Origin of the sequence: Alkalihalophilus sp. As8PL, from assembly GCF_040939795.1 — a bacterium.
Taxonomy (GTDB): domain Bacteria; phylum Bacillota; class Bacilli; order Bacillales; family Bacillaceae_D; genus Alkalihalophilus; species Alkalihalophilus lindianensis.
The window spans coordinates 1346530-1366781 of sequence record NZ_CP162551.1 but is presented as its reverse complement, the minus strand read 5'-3'; the positions used below and the strand labels follow the sequence as shown (position 1 = coordinate 1366781).

At 38.8% G+C, this 20252-nt stretch carries 28 protein-coding genes; 11 read left to right on the top strand and 17 right to left on the bottom strand.

From position 1 onward, the window contains the following. Positions 1 to 93: 93 nt before the first annotated feature. From AB3N04_RS08550 to AB3N04_RS08540, 3 genes are all read right to left on the bottom strand, one after another. Positions 94 to 816: an amino acid ABC transporter ATP-binding protein gene (locus AB3N04_RS08550; RefSeq protein ID WP_368505637.1), complete on the bottom strand. Its 723-nt coding sequence runs from the start codon at positions 814 to 816 to the stop codon at positions 94 to 96. Beyond that, entirely contained in the window at positions 816 to 1445 is a 630-nt protein-coding gene (locus tag AB3N04_RS08545; RefSeq protein WP_317123077.1) for an amino acid ABC transporter permease, read from the bottom strand. Before AB3N04_RS08545 ends, AB3N04_RS08550 begins: the two co-directional genes overlap by 1 nt. 113 nt (positions 1446 to 1558) lie before the next feature. After that, positions 1559 to 2365: a glutamine ABC transporter substrate-binding protein gene (locus tag AB3N04_RS08540; RefSeq protein WP_368505636.1), complete on the bottom strand. Its 807-nt coding sequence runs from the start codon at positions 2363 to 2365 to the stop codon at positions 1559 to 1561. Positions 2366 to 2760: 395 nt separating this feature from the next. Between AB3N04_RS08540 and AB3N04_RS08535 the strand changes: the two genes are divergently transcribed. Beyond that, the gene (locus tag AB3N04_RS08535) at positions 2761 to 3057 is read left to right on the top strand and encodes a hypothetical protein (protein ID WP_368505635.1); all 297 of its coding nucleotides are present in this window, start codon (positions 2761 to 2763) and stop codon (positions 3055 to 3057) included. A gap of 78 nt (positions 3058 to 3135) precedes the next feature. On the opposite strand, the gene AB3N04_RS08530 is transcribed toward AB3N04_RS08535, so the two are convergent. The 7 genes from AB3N04_RS08530 to AB3N04_RS08500 form a co-directional block, all read right to left on the bottom strand. Beyond that, complete coding sequence (locus AB3N04_RS08530) at positions 3136 to 3522, bottom strand: ectoine synthase (protein WP_047973466.1); 387 nt, start codon at positions 3520 to 3522, stop codon at positions 3136 to 3138. Between the two features lie 92 nt (positions 3523 to 3614). After that, positions 3615 to 4898, bottom strand: coding sequence for a diaminobutyrate--2-oxoglutarate transaminase (ectB, locus tag AB3N04_RS08525; RefSeq protein WP_368505634.1), 1284 nt, complete (start codon positions 4896 to 4898; stop codon positions 3615 to 3617). A 97-nt stretch (positions 4899 to 4995) separates the two neighbouring features. After that, positions 4996 to 5433: a diaminobutyrate acetyltransferase gene (gene ectA, locus AB3N04_RS08520; protein ID WP_368505633.1), complete on the bottom strand. Its 438-nt coding sequence runs from the start codon at positions 5431 to 5433 to the stop codon at positions 4996 to 4998. 406 nt (positions 5434 to 5839) lie between these two features. Beyond that, positions 5840 to 6004 (bottom strand): hypothetical protein, encoded by a 165-nt coding sequence (locus AB3N04_RS08515; RefSeq protein WP_368505632.1) that lies wholly within the window; start codon positions 6002 to 6004, stop codon positions 5840 to 5842. A gap of 91 nt (positions 6005 to 6095) precedes the next feature. Beyond that, complete coding sequence (locus tag AB3N04_RS08510) at positions 6096 to 6218, bottom strand: YfhE family protein (RefSeq protein WP_082153778.1); 123 nt, start codon at positions 6216 to 6218, stop codon at positions 6096 to 6098. A 65-nt stretch (positions 6219 to 6283) separates the two neighbouring features. Further along, positions 6284 to 6844, bottom strand: a complete 561-nt coding sequence (locus AB3N04_RS08505) for a GNAT family N-acetyltransferase (RefSeq protein WP_368506014.1) — start codon at positions 6842 to 6844, stop codon at positions 6284 to 6286. A 321-nt stretch (positions 6845 to 7165) separates the two neighbouring features. After that, a complete protein-coding gene (locus tag AB3N04_RS08500) occupies positions 7166 to 8071 on the bottom strand; it encodes a TIGR01777 family oxidoreductase (RefSeq protein WP_368505631.1) in 906 nt (301 codons plus the stop codon). 137 nt (positions 8072 to 8208) lie between these two features. Between AB3N04_RS08500 and recX the strand changes: the two genes are divergently transcribed. Then, entirely contained in the window at positions 8209 to 9030 is an 822-nt protein-coding gene (recX, locus tag AB3N04_RS08495; protein WP_368505630.1) for a recombination regulator RecX, read from the top strand. Between the two features lie 61 nt (positions 9031 to 9091). After that, positions 9092 to 9403 carry a YfhH family protein gene (locus AB3N04_RS08490; protein WP_317123047.1) on the top strand — a complete coding sequence of 104 codons (312 nt, stop codon included), beginning with the start codon at positions 9092 to 9094 and terminating at the stop codon, positions 9401 to 9403. 48 nt (positions 9404 to 9451) lie between these two features. On the opposite strand, the gene AB3N04_RS08485 is transcribed toward AB3N04_RS08490, so the two are convergent. Together AB3N04_RS08485 and AB3N04_RS08480 are read right to left on the bottom strand one after the other, a co-directional pair. After that, positions 9452 to 9598, bottom strand: a complete 147-nt coding sequence (locus AB3N04_RS08485) for a YpzG family protein (protein WP_317123048.1) — start codon at positions 9596 to 9598, stop codon at positions 9452 to 9454. Positions 9599 to 9623: 25 nt separating this feature from the next. Continuing rightward, positions 9624 to 9770: a small, acid-soluble spore protein K gene (locus tag AB3N04_RS08480; protein WP_317123049.1), complete on the bottom strand. Its 147-nt coding sequence runs from the start codon at positions 9768 to 9770 to the stop codon at positions 9624 to 9626. A gap of 116 nt (positions 9771 to 9886) precedes the next feature. Between AB3N04_RS08480 and AB3N04_RS08475 the strand changes: the two genes are divergently transcribed. Continuing rightward, positions 9887 to 10153 (top strand): YfhJ family protein, encoded by a 267-nt coding sequence (locus AB3N04_RS08475; RefSeq protein ID WP_368505629.1) that lies wholly within the window; start codon positions 9887 to 9889, stop codon positions 10151 to 10153. Between the two features lie 47 nt (positions 10154 to 10200). Here the strand turns inward: AB3N04_RS08475 and AB3N04_RS08470 are convergent, their stop codons facing one another. Continuing rightward, complete coding sequence (locus AB3N04_RS08470; protein ID WP_368505628.1) at positions 10201 to 11190, bottom strand: metal-dependent hydrolase; 990 nt, start codon at positions 11188 to 11190, stop codon at positions 10201 to 10203. 143 nt (positions 11191 to 11333) lie between these two features. On the opposite strand from AB3N04_RS08470, the gene AB3N04_RS08465 reads away from it, so the two are divergent. Genes AB3N04_RS08465 through AB3N04_RS08455 form a run of 3 tightly spaced genes read left to right on the top strand, consistent with a single transcriptional unit; the run spans position 11334 to position 13505 of the window. Beyond that, positions 11334 to 11648: a hypothetical protein gene (locus tag AB3N04_RS08465; RefSeq protein ID WP_368505627.1), complete on the top strand. Its 315-nt coding sequence runs from the start codon at positions 11334 to 11336 to the stop codon at positions 11646 to 11648. A 10-nt stretch (positions 11649 to 11658) separates the two neighbouring features. Beyond that, positions 11659 to 12744, top strand: coding sequence for an A/G-specific adenine glycosylase (gene mutY, locus AB3N04_RS08460; protein ID WP_368505626.1), 1086 nt, complete (start codon positions 11659 to 11661; stop codon positions 12742 to 12744). A 5-nt stretch (positions 12745 to 12749) separates the two neighbouring features. Next, on the top strand, positions 12750 to 13505 hold the full coding sequence (locus AB3N04_RS08455; protein ID WP_368505625.1) for an SDR family NAD(P)-dependent oxidoreductase: 756 nt from the start codon (positions 12750 to 12752) through the stop codon (positions 13503 to 13505). 33 nt (positions 13506 to 13538) lie between these two features. On the opposite strand, the gene AB3N04_RS08450 is transcribed toward AB3N04_RS08455, so the two are convergent. The 4 genes from AB3N04_RS08450 to AB3N04_RS08435 form a co-directional block, all read right to left on the bottom strand. Then, entirely contained in the window at positions 13539 to 13874 is a 336-nt protein-coding gene (locus AB3N04_RS08450) for a hypothetical protein (RefSeq protein WP_317123055.1), read from the bottom strand. A gap of 89 nt (positions 13875 to 13963) precedes the next feature. Beyond that, positions 13964 to 14926 carry an NADPH:quinone reductase gene (locus AB3N04_RS08445; RefSeq protein ID WP_368505624.1) on the bottom strand — a complete coding sequence of 321 codons (963 nt, stop codon included), beginning with the start codon at positions 14924 to 14926 and terminating at the stop codon, positions 13964 to 13966. Positions 14927 to 14940: 14 nt separating this feature from the next. Then, a complete protein-coding gene (locus AB3N04_RS08440; protein WP_368505623.1) occupies positions 14941 to 16098 on the bottom strand; it encodes an LL-diaminopimelate aminotransferase in 1158 nt (385 codons plus the stop codon). A gap of 110 nt (positions 16099 to 16208) precedes the next feature. Beyond that, positions 16209 to 16430: a cytosolic protein gene (locus AB3N04_RS08435; RefSeq protein WP_368505622.1), complete on the bottom strand. Its 222-nt coding sequence runs from the start codon at positions 16428 to 16430 to the stop codon at positions 16209 to 16211. 122 nt (positions 16431 to 16552) lie between these two features. Here AB3N04_RS08435 and fabL point away from each other — a divergent pair, with 122 nt between their 5' ends. The 4 genes from fabL to AB3N04_RS08415 all read left to right on the top strand — a co-directional run bounded on the left by fabL (position 16553) and on the right by AB3N04_RS08415 (position 20240). After that, positions 16553 to 17302 (top strand): enoyl-[acyl-carrier-protein] reductase FabL, encoded by a 750-nt coding sequence (gene fabL, locus AB3N04_RS08430; protein ID WP_368505621.1) that lies wholly within the window; start codon positions 16553 to 16555, stop codon positions 17300 to 17302. A 61-nt stretch (positions 17303 to 17363) separates the two neighbouring features. Beyond that, entirely contained in the window at positions 17364 to 17588 is a 225-nt protein-coding gene (locus tag AB3N04_RS08425) for a gamma-type small acid-soluble spore protein (protein ID WP_317123060.1), read from the top strand. Positions 17589 to 17886: 298 nt separating this feature from the next. Beyond that, positions 17887 to 18414 (top strand): DUF402 domain-containing protein, encoded by a 528-nt coding sequence (locus AB3N04_RS08420; RefSeq protein WP_317123061.1) that lies wholly within the window; start codon positions 17887 to 17889, stop codon positions 18412 to 18414. 80 nt (positions 18415 to 18494) lie between these two features. Beyond that, on the top strand, positions 18495 to 20240 hold the full coding sequence (locus AB3N04_RS08415) for an ABC transporter ATP-binding protein (RefSeq protein ID WP_368505620.1): 1746 nt from the start codon (positions 18495 to 18497) through the stop codon (positions 20238 to 20240). Positions 20241 to 20252: the final 12 nt, after the last annotated feature.

The window sequence follows — 20252 nt, the reverse complement described above, 5'->3', positions numbered from 1 at the left end:
GGACGCCAAGGCATCTTTTCTCCCTTTATCGATTCCGTTTCTCATTGCTAAAGCTCCACAGCCCTCTTACTTAACCGAACACTTCCGCTTTTCTTACAGCACTTTACTTAGGAAGGATTTTAGTCTTGGGTGTTGTGGGTCATCGAAGATTTGGTTTGGTTCGCCTTCTTCCATGAAAATGCCTTCGTCAATAAAGAAGACACGATCGCCAACTTCTTTGGCAAAGCCCATTTCGTGGGTGACGACAACCATCGTCATTCCTTCTTTGGCAAGTTCCTTCATGACCTCAAGCACTTCTCCTACAAGCTCTGGGTCAAGGGCAGAGGTTGGTTCGTCAAACAACATAATTTTGGGATTCATTGCAAGAGCTCTAGCAATGGCTACCCGTTGCTTTTGACCGCCTGATAAGCTATTAGGATAGACGTCGGCTTTCTCTGATAGTCCTACTTTATCAAGTAAGGACCTAGCAAGTGTATCTGCTTCAGACTTCGCCATGCCTTTAACTTTGATAGGTGCTAATGTAATGTTCTCTAGCACCGACTTATGAGGAAAAAGGTTAAAGTGCTGAAATACCATTCCCACTCTAGAACGTACATCATTAATATTTACTTTTGGATCAACTAAATTACTACCATCGACAATAACCTCACCAGCTGTAACATCTTCAAGTAAATTGAGGCAACGTAAGAAAGTACTTTTACCTGATCCTGAAGGCCCAATCACACAAACTACTTCTTTTTCATGAATCTCGGTCGTAATACCTTTTAATACTTCTGTTTCTCCAAAAGATTTTCGTAGGTCATTTACTTTTATCATTAGCGATCTAACCTCCGTTCAATTCGGCGTAAAAATACACTTGCTGGTATGGTGATGAGTAAGTAGAGTGCACACACCATTAAATACGGTTCGAAATATGTAAACGTTGCGGCTGAGTATTGTCTACCTTGATACAACAGCTCTCCAACAGCAATTACCGAGAAGAGAGAAGTGTCTTTTAAACTAATAATAAATTGATTCCCGAGTGGTGGGATCATTCTTCTTAATGCTTGAGGCCAAATGATATAACGCATCGTCTGAGTTGAGCTTAAACCTAATGAGCGACCTGCTTCACGTTGTCCTTTTTCAATTGATTCAACGGATCCACGAACGATTTCTGCGATATAGGCACCAGCGTTAAGAGCAATGGCAATAATAGAGGCTGTCACTTTATCTAATGTAATCCCTAGTAAGTCTGGAAAACCAAAATAAATGAATAGGATCTGTACTAAAATAGGAGTACCACGAACGACTTCTACATAAACCGTTGCAAGACCGTAGATGAATTTGTTATTAGAAATTCTAGCAAGTCCAACAAATGCACCAATGACAAAACCAATTAATACCCCGACAAGTGTAATGAGTAAGGTTAATTGAACACCTTTTAGTAAGTAAGGAAGGACATTCATATAATGAGGACTGATGAATGCGAATGTTGTCAACGTTCTCACCTCAAATTTTTTTATATTTGGTAGGATTTAATAAAAAAGGCGCGACACTTATTGTCGCGCCACCTATTTATTTACATGCCTTCAGGACGCTCACCAAACCATTTCTCATATAAGTCAGCATATGTGCCATCTTCCATAAGAGTAGTAAGTGCTTCATCTGCTATATCACGAAGCTCAGATCCTTTTGGAAAAGCAATTCCGTATTCTTCACCTGTTAATGGTTCACCAATTGTTTTTAATTGGCCGCCACCTTCTGTAGAGGCATAATACTGAACGTTTGGAATGTCATAAATGACTGCATCAGCACGACCTTGAATGACATTCTGGTACGCTTCTGTAATTTGTGGGAATGCTTCAGGTGTGCCGCCTGTATTTTCACGGATATACGTTTCGCTAGTTGAGCCAGTACGAGTTGCTACTGTTTTCCCATCTAGATCATCAACCGAATTAATCTCATCATTATCAGCTTGAACCGCAACAATCAATCCAGCCTCATAATAAGGTTGAGAAAAATCGATGTTTTCCTTACGTTCTTCTGTAATCGTCATACCAGCGATTCCAATATCAAATCGACCAGAACCAATCCCGGCAACAATTCCATCAAATTCCATCGCTTCAAATTCAATATCGAACCCTGCCTCATCAGCAATAGCAGTCATTAGATCAATATCAAATCCAACAAGTTCTCCTGTCTCCTCATCAAGAAATTCAAACGGGACATAAGCATTGTCTGTTGCAACAACATAAGATTCTCTTTCAGCCTCGTCTGTTGTAGCTTCTCCCTCAGCCTCACTACTAGTGTCTTCACTTGATCCACAGGCCGTGGCTACAAGTAGTAGACCACCGAACAATATGGATTTCCAGTAACTCTTCTTCATCAAATTCCCCCTTTTTTTATATAAGAGTCATATGTAGGATTGCTTAAGACTCTATGTTACAGAATTATAACATAAAATGAAATTTTCTGAAAATAATTAGTAGACTTATGATAAAAATGGTAAAGATATGTTTATTTCCAACGATTAGGCATGGAAATTCATACTTTTGTCCCAATTGGTCTCAAAAACTGATATATTTAAACTAGTAAGAAAAGGATGGTTGAATTATGGCAAAAGAGGGTAGTTGAATGGACGCATGGTAAAATGAGCTTAACTGAGGATTAGGTGTGTATTAAAAAAGAAGTTAATTGAAGCAGAAGCTAATCATACTGTAGTAAATATCTAAATAAAGCATGTATAAGTACCAAGGATGGAAAAGTTAGGGGGGAGCTAGTATGAATCTGTTCAAAGCTCATATTGTTCATCCGCATACTCAAATTCCATTGATCGTCTATTTCAATGAACGCGATGGGTATGTAACGTTTGAAAAAGATGAAGATGTTTTAAAAGTATTATTTGAATTGAAGGATGAATTAAGAGAAGATACGCTATTCCAAGTCAATCTTGAGCAAGCATCGAATATTTGTATGACTCAATATCCGGTAGATGATTTGTCCGGAGCGATCTTGTTTTTGACGAAGCTAGGTGTAGATGAGGCTGATGTAGAATTTAAACAAATGCTCATACATTAAAGAAGCAGATTCTTTACTTCTTATAGCGAAAGCCCCGTAAAAATTAAACTTTTACGGGGCTTTTTTTATAACTATTGATTAATCCTCATCAACTGGATAAACACCATTCTCATCATGCGTTTCTTTACCTGTGATAGGTGGGTTAAATACACAAACCATACGCATATCTGTTTTAGCACGTAAGAGATGCTCATCATGCTGATCTAACGCATAGATTTCATCTTTTTTAATTGGCCACACTTTATTATCTTTAAGTGTTTCTACTTCACCTTCACCTTCAATGCAATAAACAGCTTCAAGATGATTTTGATACCAGATATGTGTTTCAGTACCAGCTTTAATCACCGTATCATGTACCGAATACCCCATGCCATCTTTCTTTAGAAGAAGACGACGGCTTGTCCAGTTTTCCCCTTTAACTTCTTGTTCTGAACCGATAATGTCTTTAAGTGCTACTACTTTCATGTCTGCATACCTCCGTATTGTTAGTGTTAATGTCTTAGTTGATATGGGGGGCTATGTTAGTCAATAGCCCCCCCCTTGAGAGGCCCTCTAAATTATGAAGGAACAACCTCAGATGCTTCGAGTGCTGTTTTAACACTCGCTTCTATAATTTCAAATCCTGCTTCTAGTCCTGCATCATCAATGATCAATGGTGGAAATAGCTTGAACACCTCATCTTTTGGTCCTGATGTTTCCATGATTAAGCCACGATTGAATGCTTCAGCGGCAACTTTTTCAGCTAAGCCATCCACTTTAGTTGCAATACCAACCATGTAACCACGACCGCGTACTTCACCTTTGACTTCAGGGTATTTATTTACAATCTCTTCTAAGAATGAGTAGATACGTTCAGATCGTCTTTGAATTTCACTCTCAAAGTTAGGATCTTTCCAGAACTCAAGAGCTTGAGTTGCTGTAATGAAAGCATGGTTGTTTCCACGGAACGTACCGTTATGCTCACCAGGTGCCCAGATATCAAGATCAGGACGAATTAACGTGATGGCAAGTGGAAGACCATACCCACCAATAGATTTAGACATACAAACGATATCAGGCTTAATTCCAGCTTTCTCAAAGCTGAAGAATGTACCAGTACGTCCGACACCAGCCTGAACATCATCGACAATTAACAAAATGCCCCAACGCTTACAAATCTCTTCGATTCGTTGTAACCACTCGAATCTTGCAGCATTAATACCGCCTTCACCTTGGACTGTCTCGAGAATCATTGCAGCAGGGATCGCAACTCCACTACCACTATCCTCTAGGAAACGTTCGAGATACTCCAGAGTGTCGAGGCCATCGTTTACAAAGCTGTCGTATGGCATTGTTACTGTATTTTGTAATGGAATTCCTGCACCTTTACGTTTGAAAGAGTTTCCTGTAACAGAAAGTGAACCAATCGTCATTCCATGAAAACCATTCGTGAAACTAATAATGTCCGTGCGTCCCGTTACCTTACGTGCCAGTTTTAATGCACTTTCAACTGTGTTTGTACCAGTTGGTCCTGGGAACATTACTTTATACTCTAGACCACGGGGCTTTAAAATGACGTTATTGAAAGTCTCTAGAAAGTCAGCTTTTGGAGCTGTCGCCATATCAAGTGAATGAGTAATTCCGTCACTCATAATATAATCGACTAACTTTTGCTTCATGCTTTCTTCGTTATGACCATAATTCAAGGCACCGGCGCCAGAGAAGAAATCGAGATACTCCTTACCTGCCTCATCCCACATCTTATAGCCCTTTGCTTTGGTGAAAACAGTAGGGAAACTACGGCAATAACTTCTTACCTCAGATTCTAATTGTGAAAATATATTCATGTCAGTTTGTTTCATCGTTACTTTCTCCTCCTTTAAATAAATCCAATACCTTTAATTTGTGTGGGTATATCGTGAACTCGCAGGTAACTTGAGCCATTGCCTAAATACTTAATTACCGCAATGGTCCTATTCGAAACGCTAATTCTTCTTCATGATTGTCACCAGGGAATAATTCTTCAGAGAAACAATCGAGAACTTCACAATTTGTATCGTGATCACGAGCTAATCTGCGGAACAGTGATTGTGACGCTTTGTTGGATGGGGTGACAGTGGCCTCTACATATCGAATATCCTTAGCACCTTGTCTTTGTACTAATTCATTTAACATTTGAGAAGCAAGGCCTTTTCCTCGTTGAGAGGGATCCACTCCAATTTGCCATACAAAAACGACATCTGGTTTAGTGGGAGGGATGAAAGCAGTGATGAAGCCAACTAGTTTTTCTTCATCATCTTTGGCAACAACACATGTTTCTGCAAAAAAATCGCACATCATAATGTACTTATAAGCAGAGTTTTGATCCAATGTAGAATTGTTAACTAACTCCCACATTGCTGCTCCATCATTAACTGTTGGTTTTAAGAGGCTAATATGATTTGTTTTTTTAGCAGTTGTAGTTGCTTGTTGACTATTAATGTCAGTTTCCTCCTTAAAATATTCTTTTTGGTCCTCACTAATACGTATTTAATCATATGATGATGAGATAAGGATGGCAAACGAGCTTAACAAGGATTATTCCGCTTAAATAGGGCTTAGGTGGGATGAAGGTAGGTAAGGGCTATGAAGGTTTTAAATACTACGTTATCGTTAAGTATTCTAACAAATTGATATTTTTAAAAAGTCAGAAAAAAGGAGGGTGAAAGACATAAACCCTTTTAGCACAAAGGGTATGGAAGGTTTTATAACATCAAAAAACAGATAAGCGGAACAAAGCCACTTATCTGTTTTTTTTGTAAAATTATTGTTGGTTCTTTTTAGAGCGTTTTCCAGCAGCCTTTTGTTGCTGTTGACGTTGTTGTTCGCTATGACCAGCAGGGTCCATTTCGTTAGCAAACTCAGCCTGATGTTGTTGCTGATGTTGTTGCATTTCTTGTTGTTGTTTGTTGCGGTTTTTCTTACCCATGATCAATTCCCCCTAAAGGTTGATATGTTAGACAAGCAAGTGCGTTGCTTATCTACCTTTAGTATGGATGTGATCTGTTTAATTATTAGTGTTAGCTTTTGGAAGCTCTTCTTGCTGCCCGATCTGCTGCTCTAAATTCAGAGGCAAATCGAACTTCTTGAGCTTTACGTAATGTACTACGCTCTTCGGTAGCATGGCGCTTTTTACTTTCCATCTAAATCCCCTCACTTTCACTCATGGATAGTCATAGTGTGGGCAAAGAATAGGAAAATAATCCAATTAAGCTTCTTTTACTTCAAATGATTGTGTATGTTGCAAGTCTTTTCTCATTACGTGTAGGTGGTATTGGTCCTTCTCTATTTGAAATAAATCATACACATCTGCTTGTTTATTTATTTGTTGATAAATATCGGGTCTAAGCTCATTGGCTAAAGTCGTGTATGGAAGCTTTTCTGCTGCTTTATGAGAACGGATATTTTCCTTTCTAATTCGCATAAAAACAGTTTGAATCTCACACTGAAAAAACAGCTCATCAAAGAAAGCGTCTTTAGCTAATTGATTATAGCCTTTACCAAAGTATGGTTTGCCAATCCAAGTTCCTAAAAACCCGCTTTGGTTTGCCACATCAAATAAATTAATGGTACCAATCGGTTCGCCCCACTCGTCGACGATCGTTCGGGATATGAGTTCGCCGCGCTCCTCAGCTTCTATGGTTTGCTTTGTTAAGAAAGCAAACTCATCATAGGAAGAAGCTTTATGACGAACATATGGAAATACAGCCGGGTCAACCAACAGTTCGAACAAAGCATGAGAATCAGCGACGTCTCGTCTCTTTAAAATCACAAAAAGCCCTCCTTTTTAAAGAGGGCAGATGAGTTCTTCCACCCTCGAATTTAATATAATGAAGTATCAAATTCGGGGTGGGAATCGAACCCACTAGAACCAGTGAAATGGTGGCGCACCAATTGCCTTCCCAAAGCTTATATAATTGTTTATAAGGTCAAATAATGCGATATTATCGCTTTAGAGTAGTTGAGTGATGGTATAAGAGTGTAATTCGCTCATATACTCCTTAATCCTTCTTTATATTAAATGTTTTTTCTCGAAAAAGATACTGTTTTTTGTAAAAAATTTATGAAGAAATTTTTGCAAATTCGTACACTATTTTAAGAGGTCTAGAAGGGCAGGTTTCAACTCTTTATAGTGATGGTTATACCCTAATTTTTCAGCTTTTTCTGGAAGGACAATTTGACCGTCTAATACAAGGGTACTCATTTCGCCTAGTGCTATTTTTAGAGCAAAGGAAGGGGCGGGGATCCAGTGAGGTCTACCAAGCACTTCACCCACTGTCTTACCAAACTCATTCATTTGCATTGGGTTTGGCGATGTGACATTAAGAGGGCCTTCTACAGCATCATTGGTTAAAGAGAATAAAATCAATCCAATGACATCATCAATATGAACCCAAGAAAACCACTGTGTTCCTGATCCTAATGGTCCTCCTGCAAATAGTTTATAGGGAAGCAACATGCGGTTAAGGGCACCTTCTTCTTTGGAAAGCACGATACCAAACCGAGTATAAACCGTCCTAATTCCAAGCTCTTTAGCTTTACTCGCTTCACTCTCCCAATCAATGACAACATCTGCAAGGAAATTACGCTCAATTGGAGGAGATTGTTCAGTGAAGGTTACTTTAGACGAATTACCGTAATATCCCGTTGCAGAAGCGTTAACAAGTACATCTGGCTTTTTCGTTAATTTCTGAAGGATTGAGATCACTTCACGAGTGGCATCAATACGACTTGATTTAATTCTTTCTTTACGTTCCTTGGTCCAGCGACCTTCTCCAATCGATTCGCCTGCAAGATTAACAATTGCATCAATACCTTCTAATTCAAGTTCTGGTTTGGCATCATCACTTAGCCATTTCACGTAGGTTACAGACGGTTGTTCTGGTTTGTTGTCTGGGTTTCTTGTTAAGATGTATACAGAGTGACCTAGTTCAGTTAAAGCAGAGGTTAGTTTAGATCCGATAAAGCCTGTTCCACCTGTAACAGCAATTTTCATAATAGACCTCCTGTTAAATATAGGTTTCGTTTCTTTGTTTATATAAGACTGTACCCAATAACACGTAACATTAGTCTTTAGAATATGGTTCTTATATTATAATCAAGAATAAGTGAGTAAAGGGATTTGGTGACTCGATGATAAAAATCACAAAGATATCTGTTCAAAAAAGAAGCAAAGAACGCTATAACATATTTGTAGACCGAGGAAATGGGGAAGAATATGGATTTAGTGTGGATGCAGATATATTAATAAAGCTTGGTTTAAAGAAAGGCCTTGAATTAGATGAAGAAGAATTAACTGAGATTCTTGATAAAGATGAAGAAAAAAAGACTCATCATTTAGCCATTCATTTTCTTTCATATCGAATGAGGTCTATTACTGAAATGACTGATTATCTAAAAAAGAAAGAACGAGAGCAAAAGCATATTGAAGTTGTCTTATCAAAGTTAATAGAGCAAAATCTTTTGAATGATGAGATGTTTGCCAAGGCGTATATTGAGTCGAAAAAGCTAACTTTAATGAAAGGGCCATTGAAGCTAAAACAAGAGCTTAATCAAAAAGGCGTAGGACGAGAACAGATTGATTTGGCATTAGCTACTTTTACTGAAGAAGAACAAATCGATAAAGTGATAAAGTGGTTAGATAAGCAAGGAAATCGAAAGCCTAAACAATCGGTATCAGCATTTAAACAAAAGCTGGCTACACAATTAATGGGTAAAGGCTTTACACGAGCTGTAATTGAGACAGCTCTTAATGAAGTGAGTTTTGAAGTAGAGCCCTCAGAAGAATGGGAAGCTCTAACATTTCAAGCAGAGAAGTTAGAGAGAAAATACCGTTCAAAATATGAAGGATGGCAGTACAAGCAAAGAATGAAACAAGCGCTGTACCAAAAGGGATTTTCCGTTGAAATGATTACATCGTATTTATCAAAAAGTGACGATGGTGAACTTGAATAACTTTGCTATACTATTTATAGAAGAAAGCTTGTAGAAGAAAAAGAATATGGAGGCCGTTATAGTGGATGAGAAACGCTTCAGTGAAATGACAACATATGAGCTTCAAACAGAAATACAAAGGATAAATGAAAAAGCAAAGAAAGCAGAGCAGCTTGGAATGATGAACGAGTTTGCGGTGTATGAAAGAAAAATGATAATGGCAAAGGCTTACTTACTAGATCCAGCTGACTTCAAGCCTGGTGAATTATACAGCTTAACAGATGATGAGTCGACTTTCCAAATTTCGTATATGAATGGACGATTTGCATGGGGTTATCGCAACAATGAGACATCCCTTGATGCGGTACCGATCTCATTATTAAAACAAAAATAAGAGAAATGCCAGAAGCATTTCCCTTATTAATGTGCATACTGTAAGTGGTTATGAACGCTTACGTGTCTGCACTTCAAGTACGATATTGTGTTGGCTTTGTTCGGTTTCACCATTTACTTGATGGAAAGCATGCTTTGGATTAGCACGCGGCGAACAAAAAGGATCTTTATATGGAAACTTTTTTGGCTTGCCCATATCTACACCTCCGTAAACCTAGTTGCTATTGCTCTTTGTTTGAACGTGCCATTCGCTCTTGGGGATGATCATTGATCGTACCATCCGCTCGTTTTGATAAGGTAGCATCCGTTTCTTTTGGTTTTTCGGTAAAGTTCATTGATTCTGGGAAGTCTTTCGCTTTGTTACGCATCGTGAGGGAAACCTCCTTTTGTCACTAAGCCAATCATTTATCGGCTCAATAGTAGTATGGGCGACTTTGAAACAAACGATAATACACAAATGTTGTTAATGGAGGAAAGGGATCAAATGGAGACAATCTTTAAACGTTTAACAGATGAATTGTTGACTGTAAATAAGGAATTATCAGCAGAGGCAGCTAGAACTTGGGTAGAAGGATTATGGGAAGACTTCGAGTCGACTCGTGCAAAGTCTGGACGTGAATACAAAGGGCAGGAAATGACGGAACAAGTTGTGTTGAAATGGATTCAACAATACGGCCCTCATCTTCATAAATATGCACCTAAACAACAAAAGTTTGCGCATTTAAATCAAGACAACCAACCAAAGCATTAAAAAAAGTAGAGCCTCCACTCGTTATGCGTGGAGGCTCTACTCATTACTTATGTTTGTTCTTCCATAAAGTTTAATTTCTTTTGAAGGGTTTCTTCACTAAAGACCCAACCTGTATAAGAAGTTAAAATATTTAAATCATCATCAAGTTGAACAATAGCTACGAAAGGATAATGACCTTTACTACGATAACGTAGATCAACGAAGCGAACTTCAGTAATATCATCTTCTTTTACTTCAACTTCCCATCGATACGTAGGGGAAAAAGATAGAAAAGCAGCTAAATTTTTATCCTTCCTAGCAGCATTGATGACTGGATCGTCTGGGATTGGATCAAAAGAATACTTTTCAAAGAAGTTAATGTGGTTATCACGTGATTCTGCTACATAAAGAGTAGTTGGTGTCCGAATAACTAAGTGGAACTGATTCCATCTAATTGTTGGTGACACAAAAATATGGCTAGCATTTGGGTGGAGCCGACGAGCATGCTTCACCACTTTTTGTTTTTCGTAAATCCTCCAAATATAATAAAGAATTAATACGAAATATAGTAACAAGAAGGTCAATCCAGGGGTTGTACCTAAAGCCCACATCGCGATAGCACCTAAGTGCATAAAGAAAATAAACGGATCAAAAATATTAATAACACCTAAAGCAATCCATCTATTTGAGATCGGCCTTAATGCCTGGGTACCATATGCATTAAAAATGTCTACAAACACATGTAATACAACTGCTAAGAGGGACCATAGAAAGATGGTGAACCAATTGATACCTGGCATAAATAAGGTAATACCAGCAGTTAGCAATACAGGCCATGCGAGTAGTGCTGGTAAAGAGTGAGTAATCCCTCGATGGTTCCTAATATAGACTGCATTATTCCGGAGTTTTAATACTGTATCAAAGTCTGGAGCTTGTGAACCAACAATTGCTGCAATCATCACAGCGCTTTGCATTGTGGGATTACCCGCGACATTTGGGTCAAGGGTTGCAAGTCCGCCAAGCGCTATTCCCATTACTACATGTGTACCTGTATCCATTCATTGGCACCTCCCTCTCATTAAGTATTGTGTGTATTAATCATACAGAATCTCATGCAAATTTCAAGACAATTGATTATGTAGATGTCATGATATAGTTTAGTTATACCCGAATTGTAAATGATTCAAAAGGGGGAATTGCAATGGATGAAGTAATAGACGTTTTTCTTGAGTATAAAATTGATCAAAATTATGTGACACAATATGAAGAGTACATGCCTACAGTTAAAAGAATGCTTGAGACCTTCGGTGCCTATGACATAAAATGGTTCGAAGCAGCAAATGATCAGCCTTATTTGTATGTAGAAATGTTCAAGGTTAACAAGCATGAGCACTATGAGGCAATTAAATCATTACGCCAAGCTGAGGAAAATCATTTTAGTAAAGAATTCGCATTGTTTGTAGATGGTGGTGCGAGGAAAATTCATTGCTGGGCATTTAAACAGAAGAAGATATAGGAGGAAGCTTGTGCAATACACGAAACTAACTGACTTTCAGGTCGACAACTTTCAAACAGATTTAATCGAATGGTTTAAAGAAAATCAACGGACTCTCCCTTGGCGAGAAAATAAAGACCCTTACCGAGTGTGGGTGTCTGAAATCATGTTACAGCAAACAAGGGTCGACACAGTGATCCCTTACTACTTAAACTTCATGAGGGAATTTCCGACACTTGAAGACTTAGCGTATGCTGAAGAAGATCGTATTTTAAAAGCATGGGAAGGGCTTGGGTATTATTCTAGAGTCCGAAATTTACAAACAGCTGTACGTGAGGTAGTAGAAGAGTATGATGCGGTTGTTCCACGCTCGCGAGTAGAAATTTCTAAATTGAAAGGAGTCGGTCCATATACTGCAGGGGCGATCTTAAGCATTGCTTATGGGCAGCCAGAACCTGCTGTAGACGGTAATGTAATGCGAGTTCTCTCACGTGTGTTAGAGATTGATGAAGATATCGCTAAGCCTAAAACGCGTAAAACCTTTGAAGAAGTTCTTTATGAGCTCATATCAAAAGAAGATCCTTCCTCTTTTAATCAAGGTATGATGGAACTTGGCGCTCTCATTTGTACACCGACCTCACCTGGTTGCCTGCTCTGTCCAGTACGTACTCATTGTCGTGCGTACAAAAAAGGTATTCAAGACACATTGCCTATAAAGTCAAAGAAAAAGAAAGCAAAACGAAAACGAATGGCTGCTTTTGTAATTGTGAATGAAAAAGAACAGGTCTTGATTGAAAAGCGACCAGAAACAGGACTATTAGCAAAATTGTGGCAGTTTCCTAATGTTGAAGTGGATAGTCATTCATTCAACAAAGAGACTATGGCACTAAGCTTAAGCGAACAAGTGGGAGAAACGATTATATTAGGTGATTGTATTCAAAAAGTGGAGCATGTTTTCTCTCATATTATTTGGGATATTGAAGTGTATCAAGCTAAAATTGAAGCGGTTGGGAGTGAGGATGCAACACATAGATGGGTGGATCATCATCAAATTGAAGAATTTGCATTCCCAGTCTCACATCAAAAGATCATTAAACATTATTTCGATGGAGTGTGATGAAGATGGATCTAAATTTACATAATAAAGTCGTTCTTGTAACAGGTGGGACAAAAGGAATTGGCCGTGCAATCGCTGAGGCATTCGTGAATGAAGGAGCCCAAGTGTTTGTTTGTGCGAGAGGAGAAGAGACGCTCGCAGAAATGGATCGTAAACAAGGTATAACGACTGTTCAAGCTGATTTGACGAATGAGGATGAGCGTAACAAAGTAATGGTTGAAGTACTTAAGCAAGCGGGTAAAATTGATATTCTTGTTAATAACGTGGGGGGAAGTAATGGTTCTACCGTTAGTGAAACAGAGCTTTCTCTCTTTAGAGAAGCTTTTGAGTTAAACTACTTCTCAGCTGTACACTTCAGTAAACTTGCCCTGAGAGAGATGAAGCAGCAGCAAAGCGGAAGCATTATTAATATTTCCTCCATTTTCGGACGAGAATCAGGCGGGAAACCGACATACAATAGTGCAAAGGCAGCTATGATCAGCTTTACTAAAGCTCTAGCCGATGAAGCGATCAAAGAAGGGGTACGGGTGAATGGAGTTGCTCCTGGTTCTATTTTGCACCCAACAGGTAATTGGCAAAAGCGTCTAGATGAAAACCCGGAGAAAATCCAAGCGTTTATTGAACATGAAATACCAGCGGGAAGATTTGGAACAGTGGAAGAAGTAGCAAACGCAGTATTATTTTTAGCATCTGACAAAGCATCTTGGGTAGTAGGAGCTACATTGAATGTCGATGGTGGCCAATCAAATGCAAACTTTTAAAAAGGAAGGCGAGCGATCGCCTTCCTTTTTTCATTACTGATCGTTGTTTACGAGATGAATTTCTTTAATCATACTTTTAGTCTCAGGAGTGCCTAGATTATATAAGGCTTCATACACATCGTTTAGTCCACGTTGATACTCATTTTTATCTCGGTCTCCTTTTTGGTCATCGAAGTGACGAAAAGAAAATAAGTTGCCAAGCTCGACATCATGAGATTGAACTTCATGTAAGAGATCTTCTAACGCCTTTTTCTCTGTTTCGCTTGCTTCAATTTCATACTCAATGAGTTGCCCATCATTGACTCTTGTCGGGTTGATTGTATCCATACTTATAGGGTTCAAATTGACATAATACAATTGTTTATCCATTGTTTCATCTCCTTTTAGAAGTGTTACTCTTACTTTCTCCAAAAAGAGAAGAAACATCATTCTTATTCAAAAAACTGAACGTAAAAAGATTAATGCTTAATAATAATCCGTCCATCCACTTTCTTCGCTTCAATCGTTTCATGTGCTTTAGTTGCTTCTTCTAGTGAAAACACTTCACCTACATGTGCAGATAAAACTTTAGACTCGAGACCTTCTGAAATTGCCTTTCCAGCCTTAACAAGCTCAGCGCTATTAACAGTAAAAAGCAGAATACCTAAAAGAGAGGCATTTTTCATGTTGAGCTTCCTCCATGGTAAGGTAGGTTGATTATTAACTGGTGAACCAATGGTAACAATACGCCCACCATTGACAATCATATCTAGGTTGTCATCTAAATTCTCACTAACAGACATATCCAAAATGACATCAATCCCATTTCCATCTGTTAATTCCTGTACTCTTTTAAGAACATTTTCCTCGTGGTAATTCACAACCACGTCTGCTCCAGCTTTAATAGCAATGGCTGCTTTATCTTCATTGCCCGCTGTTGCAATCACGAACGCTCCAGCTTGTTTCGCAAGTTGAACAGCCGCTTGACCGACAGCGCCAGCTGCTCCGTAGATTAATACTTTCTCATCTTTTTTTAGCGCGGCTCGGTAAAAGAGGGATAAGTGAGCAGTCATGAAAGCCATCGCTACAGCTGCTCCTTCTTCATATGAAAGATGAGCAGGAAGTGGAAAGGCCTTAGCTTCTTCAACTGCAACTAACTCAGCAGAAGCTCCCTTGGCATTTGTTGCCCAAATTCGATCTCCGACGGCTAGGTTCGTTACATTTTCGCCAAGTTCGACAACCTCGCCAGCTAAATCAAAATGAGGAATATGCGGGAAGCTTTGAACTTCTCTAATGCCTTTTCTAAAATACGTATCGACTGGATTTACCCCACTTGCTCCAACTTTAACAAGCACTTCACCCTTCATTAATGTCGGTTTATCTGTTTCGCCTACATATAAAACAGAGGGGTCACCATATTCTTTGTATTGGATTGCACGCATAATCAATCATCTCCTTATGATGTGAAAAGTGGTTTTAGTCTTTTAGCTACTTCTTTTAAATTTGGTTCGTCTTGTACAAGTGCTACTCGAACAAATCCTTCGCCCTCGCTACCAAATGCCATACCGGGTGTTACGATTACTCCGTGATTAAGAGCGGCTAATGTAAATGACATCGAATCAAAATGAGAAGGGACTTTTGCCCATAGAAACATACCGCCTTTCGGTGATGGAACATCCCATCCTATGTCATGAAGTGAATGGACAAGGGTGTCTCGACGTTTTTTATAAACTGATCGTTGGTCCTCTAAGAAAGTGCCTGGGTTTTGTAAGGCAATTGTTGCTGCCCGCTGAATCGGTTTAAATACCCCATAATCAATATGAGATTTTACAATGGCAAGAGGTTTTAAAAGTTCAGGGTGTCCGATACCATAGCCAATACGTGCACCGGCAAAGTTAAAGCTTTTTGACATCGAGTTAAACTCAATCGCTACCTCTTTTGCTCCTTCTATAGAAAGAATGCTAAGGGGTTGCAGGTCGTCATAGAGAAGTTCTGAATAAGCAAAGTCATGCACAACAAGAATCTGGTGTTTTGTTGCAAATGCAATGACTTCTTCTAAATAAGCTCTAGTGGCTGTAGCTGCAGTAGGATTGCTAGGGTAGCTAAGGATCACGATTTTTGCTTTTTTAACGATCTCACTTGAAAGTGAGGAGAAATCGAATTGGTAGTTGTTTTCTTCATTTAGCGGATAGGGATGTAAGGTAGCCCCAGCTAGTTCCGCACTAGCTGCATAGATGGGATAGCCTGGGTTAGGAACGAGCATAATATCCTCTTCATCCAAATAAGAAAGAGCAAGGTGAGCTAGTCCATCTTGGGACCCCATCAGTTGCAGCACGTCACTTTCTTCAATAGTCACATCGTAACGCTTCTGATAAAAATGACAGACAGCTTCACGGAAGGTGATCTCACTTGTAATAGCATAACCATAATCAAAATCATTGGCGACTGCCTTCATAAGCTCTTCTTTTAGAAAGGGTGGAGGGGGAAGGTCGGGACTTCCAATACTTAAATCAATAAGAGAAGCTCCTTCTAATTCTTTCTCTTTTTTTCGGAGTGATAAATCTGTAAACACACTTGTTTGCAGATGATCTAATTTCTTTGATGGTGAAAACATATGTAACTCTCCTCATTTTTGCTATCATTTTCTCCTTCTATTTTAGCTGAATAGTCAGAAAAAACCTAGTGGTTGTTTTGACACAAAAAAAGATAAGCCGCAGCTTATCTTTAATCATAATGAACTTCAGAACCTTGTGTCCAAGATGCTTCTTGTTTTAATCCGCCCCTGGCTTCGATTTCTTCAATGATTTCTCTATGAATGGTTGTGCCTTCAAGGTTTAAATAGGGGGTCATCTGTTGCAACCCGTGATGAAAATAGGCAAGCTCCTTATCAGTCCACTCCGTTTTACTAATCATCGTTAATTCAGTCATATCTCTACCTACGTACATGCCTAACCACTCCTTCAATACTTCGCAAAATCATTTAAACGAAGTTTTCATTAGTGTTTCTGTTCGATCGTCAGTCTATACGATATAATAAGTTGAGACTGAATGTGATGGAGGATATACAAATGGAACAAAAAGTAGCACTTGTTACAGGAAGTAGTCGAGGAATCGGAAAGCGTATTGCGCTAAGGTTAGCAGAACAAGGATATGATCTTGTTATTAATTATGCAAGAAGCAAGCAAGCGGCATTAGATACAGCAGCTGAAATTGAAGCATTAGGGAGAAAAGCCCTTGTTGTCAAAGCGAATGTAGGTAAACCCGAAAAAATCAAAGAGTTGTTTGTAAAAATTGATGAAGTATATGGTCGTCTTGATATATTCGTTAACAATGCAGCCTCAGGTGTGTTACGTCCATTAATGGAACTTGAAGAAAGTCATTGGGATTGGACAATGGATATTAATAGTAAAGCTTTGCTTTTCTGCGCGCAAGAAGCTGCAAAACGTATGGAGAAATCAGGTGGCGGGAAGATGGTAAGCCTTAGTTCATTGGGTTCGATTCGTTATTTGAAGAACTACACCACAGTTGGAGTGTCAAAGGCAGCTGTTGAAGCTTTGACGAGATACCTCGCAGTAGAGCTTGCTGAAAAGGACATCGTCGTTAATGCCGTGTCTGGTGGAGCAGTCGATACAGATGCACTCACTCACTTTCCAAATCGAGAGGAGCTCCTAGCTGATGCAGCGCAACGTACACCAGCAGGGAGAATCGTTGAAGCTGATGATTTAGTGGATACAGTTATGTTCTTATTATCAGATCAAGCAACAATGATTCGTGGCCAGACGATTATTGTTGATGGAGGAATTTCTTTATTAGTTTAAAATTTTTTTGAATAAAATGAGTCACCTCGGTACATATTAATCTTTGTGGAGGTGATATCACATGAACAACCAACAACAAAACCAACAACAGCAACAAGCGTCTAAAACAAACGCTCAAAAAGTACAAAAGCAAAATGCTGCTTCTGCACAAGGGAACAGCTATAACACTGAGTTTGCTAGCGAAACGAATGCACAAGAAGTTCGTCAGCAAAACGCTCAATCTGAAGCACAGAAAAACCAAGCTTCTACAAACTATAAGCAACAACAAAACCAACAAAATCGTTAATCAAACGATGAAAAAACACCCTTTGACTTATCGTCTAGAGGGTGTTTTTTCGTGTGGAAGGAAAGATAGAAACAGCATGAAAAGAGAGTACATACACCATTTTTATTTGGTACAGGCGCTTACCGTTTCAAAAAGGTGGGGAACACTGTATAATAGAAAAGAATGAAAGAAAAGTTACTGTATTGGAATGTGCGAGAAGTAGTTTGTAGGGTAGATCCTTTCTAGTCAAAAGGAACGTACAAGCATTTAGCTACTCTACCTACTGACGTCCAAAACTTTTAAAAGAAAGGAGATCTTTATGAATTTTCCCAAAGTAGGCAGTAGTGTTCAGATCCAAAGTTATAAACACAATGGATCAATTCATCGGATTTGGGAAGAATCAATCGTGCTTAAAGGGACGTCAAAGGTTGTAATCGGAGGTAATGATCGAATTCTTGTTAGAGAATCAGATGGTCGAAACTGGAGAACACGTGAACCAGCGATTTGTTATTTTGATTCCGAACAATGGTTTAATACGATCGGTATGATTCGATCAGATGGAATTTACTATTACTGTAATCTTGGAACCCCGTTCACATGGGATGAGGAAGCAGTAAAATACATTGACTATGACCTTGATATTAAAGTGTATCCAGATATGACCTTTAAGCTGTTAGATGAAGATGAATATGAGCTGCATAGTAAATTGATGAATTATCCACCTGAAATAGATGAAATTCTAAAAAGAAGCGTAGATGAATTAATCTCTTGGATTCATCAGAGAAAAGGTCCATTTGCCCCCCAATTTGTAGAGAGCTGGTATGAACGCTTTTTGCAATATAGGTAAATAATTTGTAGAAAACACAAGTAGAAAGCCTGGTTACCAGGCTTTCTTTTCCGTCATACTAAGAAAAAGGGGGTGTCTGGTTGAACAGTATTAAACGGTATATGATCTTTGTTAAACCCTATTGGAAGCAAATTATGTGGACAATTATGATAGGGGTTTTAAAATTCGGTATTCCCTTATTATTACCGTTAGTCATGATGTATGTGATAGATGATATCATCTTTGCCGAAGGAATGGCCCAAGATGAGAAGATATCAACTTTATTTTGGATAATGGGTGGAATGTTCTTTATCTTCCTTGTGTTAAGACCACCAATTGAATATTTAAGGCAATACTATGCGCAATGGATCGGAAGTAAAGTCCTCTATGATATTCGTGATCAATTATTTACCCATATACAACGCTTAAGTCTTCGTTTTTATTCAAATCGAAAAGTAGGCGAAATTATTTCTCGTGTCATCCATGATGTGGAGCAGACGAAGAACTTTGTCATAACGGGTTTGATGAATATTTGGCTCGATTTATTTACGATTATTATTGCTATTATAATTATGTTAAATATTAACGTCTGGCTAACACTAGTGGCGATTTCGATGTTTCCACTTTACGGTTTTTCTGTGAAGTTCTTTTATGCGCGGCTGAGGCACTTAACAAGGGTGCGTTCGCAAGCACTTGCTGAGGTGCAGGGGCATTTGCATGAACGAGTACAAGGTATGAATGTCATTCGAAGCTTTGCCCTTGAAGAACATGAACAGAATCAATTTGCAAAACGTAATGGAAACTTTCTCGATCGAGCACTAGACCATACGCGTTGGAATGCGAAAACATTTGCAGTCGTAAATACGATCACTGATCTTGCTCCATTACTGGTTATTGTCGTTTCAGGCTATTTTGTGATAACGGGAAGTTTAGAAGTTGGAGCGATGACGGCGTTTGTATTATATATGGAGCGATTATATGGACCACTTCGTCGATTAGTGAACTCATCAACCACACTGACACAATCGATTGCTTCAATGGATCGTGTATTTGAATTTATTGATGAGAAGTATGATATCGAAGACTCTTTAGATGCCTTACCACTTCAATCGGCTGCAGGAAGAGTCCAATTTGAGGATGTTTCATTTCACTATGAGAATGAGGGACAACCTGTATTAAAGAATGTTTCTCTAGATGTGAAAGAAGGAGAGACGATTGCGTTTGTTGGGATGAGTGGTGGAGGAAAAAGTACACTTATTAGTTTAATCCCAAGATTTTACGATGTCTCTAGTGGTCGAATCCTTTTAGATGGTGTCGATATAAGGCATTATCAAGTTCGGAACTTAAGAGACAAAATAGGGATGGTTCTTCAAGATAATGTGTTATTTAGTGATTCTGTAAAAATGAACATATTAATGGGGAATCCAGATGCAAGTGATGAAGAAGTGATAGCAGCTGCTAAGGCAGCAAATGCTCATGAATTTATTATGAATTTGCCAAATGGTTATGATACTGAGGTTGGTGAGCGTGGTGTGAAATTATCTGGAGGTCAGAAGCAGCGAGTAGCGATTGCACGGGTATTTCTAAAGAACCCACCGATCTTAATTTTTGATGAAGCCACATCTGCACTGGATCTAGAAAGTGAACATTATATTCAAGAAGCACTTGAAAAGCTTGCTCGTAACCGTACAACATTTATTGTCGCGCATCGACTATCTACCATTACCCATGCAGATCGAATTGTTTTAATCGAGAATGGGGAAATCGTAGAAAGTGGTAAGCACGATGAGTTAATGAAAAAGAAAGGGCATTATCAAAAGTTATTTGATGTGCAGCAATTATCATAAAAAAAGACGTCC